Raw genomic sequence first — 12,181 nt, 5'->3', positions numbered from 1 at the left:
ATGTCGAACATTGTTATTGTGGGTGGCGGTTTCGCTGCCCTACAAACCATCAAGATGGTACGCAAGCTTGACCAAGATATCACGATTACTATGATCACCGCCGATGCCGGGGTTGAGTACAGTAAGCCGAATCTTTCGCACGCGTTCAGTCAAGAACAAACGCCGGAAACACTGGCAGTACATAACGCTCAACAATTGGCAGAGCAGTACAACGTGGTCATCAAAACCAAAGCACTTGTGAGCGAGATAGATACTGAGCAGCAGTGTGTTCATGTTGATGGCCAATCTATCCACTATTCAAAGTTGGTATTAGCGACGGGTGCGACGCCTTTTATACCACCAGCTGAAGGGCTTAAACGCGGCGCAACCATTACGTTAAATAGTTTGGAAGAGTTCGATAAACACAAAGCTCAGATCGATGGCGCTCAACGCATCACCGTGATGGGTGGAGGCTTGATTGGGGTCGAGCTCGCGTTCGATCTTCAAACTGCGGGCAAAGATGTCACGATTATCGAACCTGCAAGTTATCTATTGAATAGCCTAGTGCCACCTTTCGTTTCGCTTGAGTTGGAAAGGGAGCTGACAAAAGCAGGGGTTACCGTCGAAACCGATTCTTCAGTGTGTCGCGCAACTTATCTCCCTGATGGAGTGAGGTTGCAAACCACGTCTTCTCGATTGATACGAACCGATATCGTGATTGCCGCAGCAGGGCTAAGACCAAACACGCAGTTAGCCACACAAGCGGGAATAGAAGTAAACAAAGGGATTGTGGTCGATACCATCATGAGAACCAGTGTCGAGAATGTGTATGCGATTGGTGACTGCGCCGAAATAGAGGGGCGTGTGATGGCTTATCTTCAGCCCGCAATTTTGTCTGCAAACGTGTTGGCTAAGCAGCTGGCTATGGGTAAAGGAGAAATCAAGGTGGGCGAAGGAAAGCTCAGCTTGCCTCACATCATCACTAAGGTGAAAACACCGAGTTACCCGATTCAACTCGCAGGGCGCGATATTCAAACCGCTCAGAGTTGGGAAACTCGATTCGCTCCGAAAGGCATTGTCGCTAAGGGCTTCAATGAAGATGATCAGTTGGTTGGATTCATTGTCACTGGAGAACACACCAAAGCGGCGTTCCCTCTGCTTAAAGAGTTACAAGCAAGCTCACCCGCATAAGCTCAATGACATACGCTCAATAATATACGTTGAATAAAATAAGCGGTGTTCGCTAAAACAAAAAAAGCCAGTCAATCGACTGGCTTTCTTGTATCTGCATACTTCGTTATTGGCGCGTTCGCACTAGCCAATAAACGAGATGTAACCTTGCAGGATAATCAAGTTCACAATATCAATGAAGAAGGCACCCACGATTGGTACAACCATGAAGGCTTGTGGCGACGGACCGAATCGGTTCACCAAAGAACCCATGTTCATTACCGCTGTTGGTGTTGCACCTAGGCCGAAACCACAGTGACCACCTGCCATAACCGCTGCGTCGTAGTTAGAACCCATTACTTTAAACGTCACAAAGTAAGAGAAGATACCTAACACCACCGCCTGAACCGCAAGGATAACCAAGAACGGAATCGCAAGGTCAAAGATGTTCCAAAGCTTAAGGCTCATTAGTGCCATGGCTAGGAACAGTGACAATGACACCGTACCAAGAATATCGACCGTTTCGCTGTCAGTCTTATGCAGTTTAGTCACTTCAAAAACGTTAGTGATGAACACACCGATAAACAACGCATAAACGAAGTCAGGAATCATCAACCAAGAAATTTCAAAAGTCGCCACCCACTCTTCTAGGTATTTCGCCCCCGAGATACAGATAAGAAGAATGAACAATACTTCAATCACCTTCTTCGCTGTTACTTTGTCTTCTTCATACTCGTTGTAAGTAACAAGCTCAGGAAAACGCTCGTGGGTTTGTGTGCCAGTGCCATACTCAGATTCAAGCTGGTTTTTATCAATCAGCTTTTGTGCTACTGGGCTACCGATAATACCACCGATAATCAAACCAAACGTCGCTGAAGCCATCGCGATTTCTAGAGTATTGGCAATGCCAAACGTGTCTGAAAAAGTTTGAGACCAAGCTGCGCCCGTGCCGTGACCACCCGAAAGCGTGATAGATCCAGCAATCAAACCCATTAAGGGTTCAAGGCCTAGTGCCGTCGCAAGTGTTACGCCTACACCGTTTTGGATAATGATGTAAACCGAAGCCACCCCTAAGAATAGGAATACCTTAGCACCACCTTTTATCAGCTGCGTGTAGTTAGCCGCAAGGCCGACCGTTGCAAAGAACATCAACATAAATGTGTTCTGCAAGGGCAAAGAAAACTCAAGATCAAGGCCGTTAAAGTGCAGGGCTGTAATAGCAAAAGCGACAATCAAGCCGCCGACAATGGGCTCTGGGATATTGTACTTTTTGAGAACAGGAAGCTTTGCATTGACGAAATGACCTAGAAACAAAACACTAATCGCGATTAGGAAGGATTCTAGTGGTCCAATTGAAATTAATTGATTCATATAACCTCTATTTTTTTACGTTCTCATCTTCCTTAACGAGTCTAATTTTATCTGTAATTATCTGTGCTGCTCTACCTATATTTATACAAACTGGAGAGAAATTGTAGATTCGAAAAGCGAACACATTACTGCGTTCACTTGGTGCCATGTTAGTAGCACGTTAACTTTTATAGGAGATAAAAGGATTTGTGACAACAATCACCTCTAAAAAGTTGAAAACGGCGTGAGTATTATTACCGCTGACTCTGCTTTTTTAATACCTAAAAAAGCAAAAAGGAGCTATTGCTAGCTCCTTTTTCATCACCATCACTGGCAATTAGAATTTTTTCGGTGCGTAACCAGTCATAACCTCAATGCGAAGCTCTTTACCGATCTTGGTCATTGGGTGAACAATTACTAATCCTTTAACAGACTTTTTAAGTTTACCCATATCCGCTTGTTCAGCCTTAGTAATCTCACGCTTAAATGGCATATCAACCAGAGACTTACGCTCTTGGTTCACATCGTAGCTTTCTTTATGTTTCAGCTGAGCGATTTTCTTGGTTAGCTTCTTAATCTCATCTTCAAATTGACGAACAACAGGACGATCATTACGAGTTTTAGCAGCCGCTAACTTGTTGCGACACTTGTCTAGACGGTTGTTAATTTGTTGAAGTTCGTTTTTAACACTCATAATAATTTCCTAAGATTTAACAAGCCAATTCGGATTGGGGCGCGGAGTATAGCACAAGGGTTCACTTGAACCGAAATTTATCTTAAACATCGCTACCTAAACGAATCATTTAAGACCAACACAATAGCTCCAAACACAGAAACGCCCTTATTCTTTCGTGTAAACAATAAGGGCGAATGAGCATTTCCTACGGAGCTGATTGACCCCATATTTTTTCGCGAAATTGAGGAATAAGTTGGCCAGCACCAAATTCATTCAGGTGATCGTCATCAACGTATGTTGGGTGATTGTTGATATCCCCTAGGCACTGCTGATCATCACAAAATATCGGTTCAGGGTCTATAAGAGTAACTCGACAGTTTTGGCTGATTTTTTCATAAGATTTCGTAATCAATGCGGTTCTTTGTCGGTACTCTTCAAGAGGAATAGAAACCGAAATATCAGATTGATTTAAAATCGAATACTTATACATAGTTTTAGGTACATCTTTCTTAAGCTCAGGGATTGGCTTGACCAAATAAACAGGGTTAGATTGACTAAGCTCGCACATGGTCTTTTCAAAACTGGATAAGATTGAGTTCAGGTACTCTTCCGATCTGGTCTGAAACCTTTTATCTCCTGCGATTAAACTGATCTTTTCGTTCTCACTTTGCCACCCATCTTCATTCGAACCATAAAGATAGCCACCCATTCTGTTAATGACAACAACAGGAACGTTAGGGTAATTAGTTTTAGCTTTAATTAACGATGCTGAGACAAAATCCCCACACTCTTCTGATAACTCACCACTTGAAAGCACTCTTTTGATACCTGAAATCGTCGGACATGCGCTTCTCGTCCAGTCGATGACCGATGTATCGTTAGGTGCTGACGCTTCAACACTTCTCACTATCGATGCGCCATGACTATCGCCTAAAACAATCGCGGATACGGGTCCTGATCCATAGTGACACTCAGGAGAGGGTCCGAATTCGACGTGGCACTCTCCGCTTCGTGGGTTCCGGTCATAGACACTTTGTGCAATGACGAGCTGTGTTTTATCCAGGCGCCAAAGTAATCCTTCACTTTCATAAATAACCTGCCCTATCAAGGCAATAAAGGAAGCAAGAATGAGAGGGTAATAGTTCAAAAAGAACTTACCGCCTTTGCGTGTCTCCTTAGGTCGGTAACTTTCAATGAACTTAAATGAAAGGATCCCCATCAATACCGATACCATTACTCCAACTATATTGTGAGTAATAGTGTTGCTCGTGAGATTCTTAATGAAAACATTAATAGGCCAATGCCAGAGATAAATTGAGTAGGAACATAACCCAACCCCTTGTATCAGCCGTGATTTATGAAAGGTAAAATTGAGGTCCAAATTCAAAAGCAGAATTATCGCGGTAGCAATGACCGGAATAAGCGTCACATGACTAGGCCAAAGTGTGCCGCTGTCGATCATGAAAGGAGATATAAACAGCGAGGCAATAGCAACTAACAGCAATAACTGAACATTGGATTTTTTGAATTCAATGCGCTCTCTTTTCAAAGCAACTACCGAACCTGCGAGCAGTTCCCATGCACGAGACGGTAATGTGTAATAAGAAGCCGAACTCCCCAAATACGCATAGTTATAAGCTAGACTTCCTATTAGAGTCGTTCCAATAGCAACGGCTGCACCTTTAGCTCCGAATAACTTGTAGGTCGCCATTAAAACGAGAGGATATAATACATAGAATTGCCATTCTACGGATAAAGACCAAGTGTGAAGCAACCACTTGCTTTGCGCGGCCACATCAAAGTATCCCGACTCTTTTAAATAGGTATGGTTAGAAACAAACCCGACACTGGTGAGAATATGCTTACCTAGTTTTCTTAACGCCCAAGGGTCTAGGTAAATAATGCCAACGAGTAACACAACAAGGCACATGACCGCTAAAGCAGGAATAATGCGTTTTGCCCTCGCTAAGTAAAAGCCCTTTAATGAGAAGGTATTAGTTTCCAAACTCGACATGATAATCTTTGTCATCAGGAAGCCTGAAATGACAAAAAACACATCCACACCTAAAAAGCCGCCAGTGATAAAACCCGGGAAAAAATGGAAAATGACGACGATTGAGACAGCTAATGCACGTAATGCATTGATGTCATACCTGAAATTTTTATTCATTATTTATTCGTTATAACCTTAAATCAATAAACGGCCTAAAACTACCCACAATGAAATTGGCGTAATATACCGGTTTCATTACGCTTCTGTTCTCACTTGTAGTTTTAGTAGTACTCCAATAAACACAAAGTACATCACAGCTAAATCACCATTCCTGAAAGGTGAATCGAATAGACACATGAAAGAAAAATAAACAACCGGTAACAATACAATAGGCGATAGCTTGTATCTAGAATTAAACAAAGGGTACATCAAACTAAGCATGAGAAGGGCAATGCCTACCAAGCCAGATGACGCTGCTTTATCAATATAATTGTTATGCAGGTGTGCATTAACGATAAACCTCTTTCCCGAATTTGTTGGAGTAAATGAGAGTTTATCTAATTGCGCTTCTTTATCGCCTCCAATGCCGAGCAAGGGGCTATCCACAAAGAAGTCGAACCCTGCTTGATACATTTGTAATCTTAAGCCTATGGAAGTATCCATGTTGCCTTGTGATATCTCATGGTACTCATGCAAGCTATAGTCAATACGTTCACTTACCACGTCATATTTCGACATCAAAAACACAGAAAAAACGACCATGGCACTAATACCAAGCAGCGCCTTGTACTGACGATGCTGCATCATCATTTTGAATAGGACAACTAAACCAATAAAAATAACGGCTAGTAGAGGTCCTCTTGACCCCACCAAAAACATTGATAGAAAGCCTATAAATGCTAAGATAGCTATTGCTTTGGTTTTTTTTCCTTCATACGAAACACAGCCAAGTGCGAGCAATAAAATGACAGAGAAACCTTGAATTGAAGCTATAACAAGAGCATTAGACGGCAAGGTCCCCCGATCCCCGGAGAGAAAAAAGATATAATAAGCAACGAGGACAGTTGTACTGACAACAGAAGTGAAGCATAAGTTCTGTATATCTGATAACTTAACAAAGCCATTTCGATAAAAAAGGAAAAATACCAGAGCAATCAAAGTTGCCCTTAGTTCTTGACTACTGAAGCCATGCAACTCGTAAGATATAGTAGAAAAAATAGAGAGCAAGAGCAGTATCCACACCCAGCCATCTTCAAACCAGTCATGTTTCTCCTTGTTTTTTCGGTACAAAAGAGCACAACAGGCCGCTATCAATAAAGTGATACCCACAAGTGGCTTACTCCCCTGACCTAGCCACACCTGAACGGTAACAATCCAAAACAAAGGCAGTGTAATGAGTATCTTTTGAATTAAATTCGTGTTGATTCTAACCATAACTAATCTAAAAATGCTGAGAAGAGTTGCACTCTAAAACAAACTTGCCACTGTCGCAAACGAACTGTAGTGACATACAGCGGAAAACAAAGAAACTAGTCCCTTTAGGGCTTTGTCCATGAATCATTTACCTATAATTCATATGTCCAAACTAAGCCCATCTAACGGCTTTGGCATCAAACATCAAAGCTACAACTAGATAGGTTAGCTTAAGTCTTCTGTCTTACGTGTTAGGAGTTAGGAGTTAGGAGCTTAAACCCTAGACCTTTACTTTATACTTAAGATCTTGGGCTTCATCACCAGTCATGCCTCGAAAGCCCCAGCAATGCGATGGCTGCTCCTTGATGGTGATCTCGATATCAATGGGAGAGATGGCCAGCTGCTTTTCTATTTCAGAAAATATCTTCTTAATTAGGCGCTTTTTGGTGTTCACCGCTCGTCCTTCCATCATATTAATTTCTATGACGGTGTAAGCTTCTGTTCGCCCTTCGGGATAAAAGAAATCATCTCTGTCTAAAGGTACAAACCGATGCGCTCGTTTGTCATCAGGTAACCCCATCTCACTGTTCAAACATTGTTGTAAGACATTAGAAAGCTGTAACTTAATCGGATTTAAGCACTCTTTGATACCATAAATAACGATCATGACCATTCCTTTGATGTGATGTCAGGTAAAGAAGAACTAAGAGATAAACAACGTAAGACAAGCGTGTCACTTGCTATCTACACATTGACTAATTCTTAACCCATATTACCTAATGCCGTAAGTTAAAAAAGGTTAAACCGATTAAATTGCGAATAAACGCGACAAAAAACCATGTCTCCCTCTCCCTAACTTCCTGTTCAATACATCACCCCACATTGATCGAACTTCAACGAGTACGCGTATACATCTCTGAATTACGTACGAATCAAATCCGTACAGACTCAATCATGTATGAACTAAGGAGTGCTATGTGCCGAATTCAGCTGAGAAGATCACACGGATAGAAACCGAATCAGAAACACCCGTAGAGACTTCTCAAGAGCTTGCGGTGTTTCCTCTCCCGTTATTCATTTTGCCAAGGGGCAGACAAAGACTGCGTATTTTCGAACCCAAGTATTTGAAAATGGTCGCTCATGCTGCACAGGGAGACGGCTTCATCATTGCGACTCAGGACAACACCAACTCCGAACGTCTGAGTTCTTGGGGGACAAAAGTGTCTATTGTCGATTTCAATATGTCCGATGACCAAATTCTGGAAATCGATGTTGAAGGCGAACAGTTGGTGCAACTTCACTCCTCCTTTCGCGACACAGATGATTTAATAAAAAGTGATTTCCGCCCTTTACCTCACTGGCCACAACTCAGCTATAAGGTGCCGAATGTGGTGACTGCGTTTCTTATCGAGTTGTTTCGAGAACACGATTCAATCAGAGCACTTTACCCCACTCCTGACTTTGAAAGCCCTCAATGGATCTGTGCTCGACTCCTCGAAATGATGCCTATCCCATTGGAAAAGAAAACCAAATTCACAGAACCCGCTAGTTTTCCGTCTTTAGTTCCCTTTTTGAATCAAATCATTACAGGGCAATAAGCACTTTTATTCACTATAATTTTGTATAGTAGAAATTAATTTAAAATAAAGTGATCCCTACTCTCACTCTTCACGTAGTGTCTATCAAATTCGCATGATGGTTAATTACTATGCAAGTGGAAAGCAGAAGAACAGGGAACGGCAAGGAGCATGTCATTATCCCCGACAACAAACTACCTACCGAAAGTAAGGTACCTACAGAGCTCTCAAGCTGGCTGATTTTGGTTGGCTCAGACAGAGATAAGCAAGCATTTACGTGTTTGTTTAAATTCTTTGCTCCCAAAATCAAGCGTTTTGGCATCAGTAAGTTGGGCGGTGAAGCCGCTGCCAAAGAGCTAGTCCAAGACACAATGACTAACGTTTGGAAGAAAGCGCATCTCTACAATGAAGAGAAAGGCGCAGCGACCACTTGGGTTTATACCGTTATGCGAAACGCCGCCTTTGATATGTTAAGAAAGGTAAAGGCGAAAGCAGAACAAACGATCGCTGACGATATTTGGCCGATTGACGCTATGGTAGCCGAATCACAAAGTGATCAGCTTCAGTTTGGCGATCATCTAATGAGCCGCCACGTCATGACTCAAATTGAAAAGCTGCCTCTCGCTCAAAAAACCATTGTGAAAGGTGTCTACTTTCAAGAGTTATCGCAAGAGCAGCTCGCCCAACAACTCGATGTCCCGCTTGGAACTGTTAAATCACGTCTAAGACTCGCACTCGCCAAACTAAAAGTTCACATGGGGGAACAAGACCATGATTAAACATCACCCAAATGCGGCAATCTTGAAAGATTTTGTCGATGGCAATCTAGCGGATTCGGTTTCTTTGATCGTTTCTAGCCATGTTGAGCTTTGCGAACACTGTCAAAAACAAGTAAGCATGTTGACGGCGCAAGCTGCTGACTCAGTCTTTGAAAGCGATACATCTGCCTTTGAAAACGACACAGCAGGGCTAAAATTGTCTGACAGTGAAATGGATGCGTTTCTAACTGACGATGGGGAGTTCGATTTTGATGCTATTGACCAGATCACAGCTGATTTGTCTCAGGCTGTCGAAGTTGTTGTTGAAGCGCAACAAGAGACTGTATCCAACACAACATTCACGATTCCTCGCTCACTCAATTCAGTCGCAAGAAAAGACTGGATGAACTTAGGCAAAATTTCGCGAGCGCGACTCGATTTTGATGACGAAGCTCATCACACCAGCTTGCTGCACATCGACAAAGATGGACAAGTTCCTTGCCACACCCACAAAGGCTTTGAGATTACGCTTCTTTTAGAAGGCAGTTTCGAAGACGAAATGGGTGTCTACAACAAAGGCGACTTCATCTGGTTAGATGGTGACCACACCCACCAACCAGCCACCAAAGAAGGTTGTGTGTGTTTAACTGTTTCAAGTGATGCGCTTTACTTCACAAAAGGTGTGAGCCAGTTATTCAACCCACTGGGTAAATACATTTATTAGATTGAAAAGATTTACCGGGTACCTCACAAGATTCATAGAGTTGGCTAGTAAGCAAAGTAAAAACCGAACTAAAGTAATGTTTAATAAGCAACAAAACACACAATATAAGAATAACAACGAGCAATGAGTGTAAGGAATTGACCAATGGATAAAAAAATAAAAATAGGCATTAGTGCATGTGTCGCCGGTCATAAAGTTCGGTTCGATACTGGCCATAAGCGTTCTCGTTTTTGCACAGACGATCTTGCAGACTACGTAGAGCTTGAGCCAGTTTGTCCAGAGATGGGGGTTGGACTTCCAACGCCTCGTCCTACGATCCGTCAAACAAGAATGTTAGACGACATTATTCATGTTTCTCGACCTGATGGTTCTGGCGATGTCACCGATGAACTGATCGAGTTTGGGCAAAACTATTCAAAGAACAATCAACACATCGCAGGGTTCATTGTGTGTCAGAAAAGCCCAACCTGTGGCATGGAGCGAGTAAAGGTTTACCACCACCACGGGCGTGGTTCTGAGTCGACAGGTGTTGGCTTGTTTACTCAACAGGTTATGCAAGGCAATCCCCTCCTTCCAGTAGAAGAGAATGGTCGCCTCAACGATCCAATTCTGCGTGAAAACTTTATGACTCGTGTTTTCACATATCAAAAGTGGCTCGATCTTGTCGATGAAGGCGTAACCAAACATAAGCTGATTCAATTTCACAGCGCTCACAAATATCTAGTGATGTGCCACCACATTGAAGGCTACAAGAGCCTAGGCAAACTTTTAGCGAGTAACGATTTAGAGATCGATGAGTTGGCTGAAAAGTACATCGAAGGTCTGATGACGGCGCTAACGCATCATGCAAATCGCGGCAGTCATGCTAATACTCTGCATCACTTGCAAGGTTACTTTAAGAAACAACTGAGTAGCGCTCACAAACAAGAGCTCACCAATCAGATTTCATCATTCAGAGAAGGGCTGGTTCCTCTGTTAGTTCCACTGACGCTGATTAATCACTATCTGATGGAATACCCAAACGAGTACCTAGAATCACAAGTTTATCTAAACCCGCACCCACAAGAACTTAAGCTGAGATACGGATATTGAGCGACATTCTATGGATAAGACGAGACCTGAGGATTCACGATAACCCAGCGCTCGTCTCTGCAGTTGAAAACGGCGTCTCTATCGCCGTTTTTATTTCAACCCCGCAGCAATGGCAACAACATCACCTGGCACCGATAAAAGCGGACTTCATTTATCGCCACCTGAAACAGTTCGAGTCACAACTCGCTGAATTCGGTATCACTCTGCTGCACCTCAAAGCCACAGACTTTAACGATCAAGCTATTCAACTCATCAACTTGTGCAAACAGGTCGATGCGACATGTGTGTATGCCAATTCAGAGCCGGAAGTGGATGAGCAGTTAAGAGACAAACACTTAATCGCAAGCGGCATCAAACTGAAAATAACCGACTGCGATACGATTCTGCCATTAGGTAGCGTACTGAATAAACAAGGTGAGATGTTCAAGGTTTTCACACCTTTCAAAAACGCATGGTTAAAAGAAGTGCAAGCGAAAGGCATTATTTGCAGCCCAACTCCAGTGCATTCAACAGGATCAGCGCAAGCAGATTCATCTGAAACGGATTCGCTTCAGAACCTATCACAACTGAAACAATCGTTAAGTGGTTTTTCTGGCGAGTACGATTTCGACTTTCCGCGTACCGATTCGGAGCGTTGGCCACTAAGCCAAAACGTCCTTGAGAATGTGATTCCCAATTTTTTAGCCAATAAAGTTAATGACTATTCTCGCCTTAGAGATATTCCATCAGTAAAGGGGACATCGGGCTTATCTCCTTACTTGGCTATTGGTGCAGTCAGCCCTCGTTGGTTAGCGATTCAATTGATTCAACAACAGCCTGACTTGTTATTTGATACTCAGTTGCCAGCCTTTTCTTGGCTTAATGAATTGATTTGGCGAGATTTTTATAAGCATTTGATGTTCCACCATCCTAAACTGGTTAAAGGTGCGAACTTTCAGCAGAAATACAACGGCTTAGATTGGTATCACGACAACCCTAGTTTTAAAGCTTGGTGTGAGGGTAAGACAGGCTACCCATTAGTTGATGCAGCGATGCGTCAATTGGTTGAGACAGGCTGGATGCACAACAGGCTAAGAATGGTGGTGGCAAGCTTCCTAACCAAACACCTGCTGATTGACTGGCGCTGGGGCGAACGCTTCTTTATGTCGCACCTTATCGATGGTGATTTCAGCGCCAATAATGGCGGTTGGCAATGGGCTTCAAGTACTGGCTGTGATGCTCAACCCTACTTTCGAATTTTCAATCCGATCACCCAGAGCGAAAAGTTTGATCCGAAAGGAATTTTTATTCGTAAGTACATTCCAGAGCTGCAAAATATTCCTGACAAGCATGTGCATTTTCCACATGATTACATTGCAAAAAATGGAATTAACAGCGAATACTGGCAACCCATCGTTGAACACAAAGAAGCACGATTGAGAGCCTTAGCCTTTTTCAAATAATTAGAGT

The 12,181-nt window shown here is 42.8% G+C and carries 11 protein-coding genes; 6 read left to right on the top strand and 5 right to left on the bottom strand.

All coding sequences use genetic code 11. From position 1 onward, the window contains the following. Positions 1-1,170, top strand: a complete 1,170-nt coding sequence (gene norW, locus AB4232_RS05525; protein ID WP_372086529.1) for an NADH:flavorubredoxin reductase NorW — start codon at positions 1-3, stop codon at positions 1,168-1,170. A gap of 123 nt (positions 1,171-1,293) precedes the next feature. Here norW and gltS read toward each other — a convergent pair whose 3' ends face one another. The 5 genes from gltS to AB4232_RS05500 form a co-directional block, all read right to left on the bottom strand. Next, positions 1,294-2,520, bottom strand: coding sequence for a sodium/glutamate symporter (gene gltS, locus AB4232_RS05520; protein WP_004732723.1), 1,227 nt, complete (start codon positions 2,518-2,520; stop codon positions 1,294-1,296). A 316-nt stretch (positions 2,521-2,836) separates the two neighbouring features. Then, positions 2,837-3,193, bottom strand: a complete 357-nt coding sequence (locus tag AB4232_RS05515; protein WP_009846095.1) for a YibL family ribosome-associated protein — start codon at positions 3,191-3,193, stop codon at positions 2,837-2,839. A 187-nt stretch (positions 3,194-3,380) separates the two neighbouring features. Continuing rightward, positions 3,381-5,345 carry an acyltransferase family protein gene (locus AB4232_RS05510; RefSeq protein WP_372086527.1) on the bottom strand — a complete coding sequence of 655 codons (1,965 nt, stop codon included), beginning with the start codon at positions 5,343-5,345 and terminating at the stop codon, positions 3,381-3,383. A gap of 78 nt (positions 5,346-5,423) precedes the next feature. After that, entirely contained in the window at positions 5,424-6,602 is a 1,179-nt protein-coding gene (locus tag AB4232_RS05505; RefSeq protein WP_009846093.1) for an O-antigen ligase, read from the bottom strand. Between the two features lie 259 nt (positions 6,603-6,861). Continuing rightward, positions 6,862-7,248 (bottom strand): tautomerase family protein, encoded by a 387-nt coding sequence (locus AB4232_RS05500; protein WP_269335384.1) that lies wholly within the window; start codon positions 7,246-7,248, stop codon positions 6,862-6,864. Positions 7,249-7,558: 310 nt separating this feature from the next. Between AB4232_RS05500 and AB4232_RS05495 the strand changes: the two genes are divergently transcribed. From AB4232_RS05495 to phrB, 5 genes are all read left to right on the top strand, one after another. Then, positions 7,559-8,179 (top strand): LON peptidase substrate-binding domain-containing protein, encoded by a 621-nt coding sequence (locus AB4232_RS05495; protein WP_372086525.1) that lies wholly within the window; start codon positions 7,559-7,561, stop codon positions 8,177-8,179. 110 nt (positions 8,180-8,289) lie between these two features. Next, a complete protein-coding gene (locus AB4232_RS05490) occupies positions 8,290-8,937 on the top strand; it encodes a sigma-70 family RNA polymerase sigma factor (protein ID WP_372086523.1) in 648 nt (215 codons plus the stop codon). Next, positions 8,930-9,640, top strand: a complete 711-nt coding sequence (locus tag AB4232_RS05485; RefSeq protein WP_372086521.1) for a ChrR family anti-sigma-E factor — start codon at positions 8,930-8,932, stop codon at positions 9,638-9,640. The genes AB4232_RS05490 and AB4232_RS05485 overlap by 8 nt, the downstream gene beginning before the upstream one ends. A 144-nt stretch (positions 9,641-9,784) precedes the next feature. After that, positions 9,785-10,732 carry a DUF523 and DUF1722 domain-containing protein gene (locus AB4232_RS05480; protein WP_017100712.1) on the top strand — a complete coding sequence of 316 codons (948 nt, stop codon included), beginning with the start codon at positions 9,785-9,787 and terminating at the stop codon, positions 10,730-10,732. Beyond that, the gene (gene phrB, locus AB4232_RS05475) at positions 10,729-12,174 is read left to right on the top strand and encodes a deoxyribodipyrimidine photo-lyase (RefSeq protein WP_017100711.1); all 1,446 of its coding nucleotides are present in this window, start codon (positions 10,729-10,731) and stop codon (positions 12,172-12,174) included. The genes AB4232_RS05480 and phrB overlap by 4 nt, the downstream gene beginning before the upstream one ends. The last annotated feature ends 7 nt before the right edge of the window (positions 12,175-12,181 follow it).

This window comes from Vibrio sp. 10N.286.46.A8, assembly GCF_041470165.1.
Lineage (GTDB): Bacteria > Pseudomonadota > Gammaproteobacteria > Enterobacterales > Vibrionaceae > Vibrio > Vibrio tasmaniensis_A.
The sequence above is the reverse complement of the archived record's forward strand: the minus strand, read 5'-3'. Positions and strand labels throughout refer to the sequence as shown.

Bases quoted from the DNA above. Each gene is read 5' to 3' on its own strand.
- norW (WP_372086529.1), top strand. From the start codon at position 1: ATGTCGAACATTGTTATTGTGGGTGGCGGTTTCGCTGCCCTACAAACC.
- gltS (WP_004732723.1), bottom strand. From the start codon at position 2,520: ATGAATCAATTAATTTCAATTGGACCACTAGAATCCTTCCTAATCGCG.
- AB4232_RS05515 (WP_009846095.1), bottom strand. From the start codon at position 3,193: ATGAGTGTTAAAAACGAACTTCAACAAATTAACAACCGTCTAGACAAG.
- AB4232_RS05510 (WP_372086527.1), bottom strand. From the start codon at position 5,345: ATGAATAAAAATTTCAGGTATGACATCAATGCATTACGTGCATTAGCT.
- AB4232_RS05505 (WP_009846093.1), bottom strand. From the start codon at position 6,602: ATGGTTAGAATCAACACGAATTTAATTCAAAAGATACTCATTACACTG.
- AB4232_RS05500 (WP_269335384.1), bottom strand. From the start codon at position 7,248: ATGATCGTTATTTATGGTATCAAAGAGTGCTTAAATCCGATTAAGTTA.
- AB4232_RS05490 (WP_372086523.1), top strand. From the start codon at position 8,290: ATGCAAGTGGAAAGCAGAAGAACAGGGAACGGCAAGGAGCATGTCATT.
- AB4232_RS05485 (WP_372086521.1), top strand. From the start codon at position 8,930: ATGATTAAACATCACCCAAATGCGGCAATCTTGAAAGATTTTGTCGAT.
- AB4232_RS05480 (WP_017100712.1), top strand. From the start codon at position 9,785: ATGGATAAAAAAATAAAAATAGGCATTAGTGCATGTGTCGCCGGTCAT.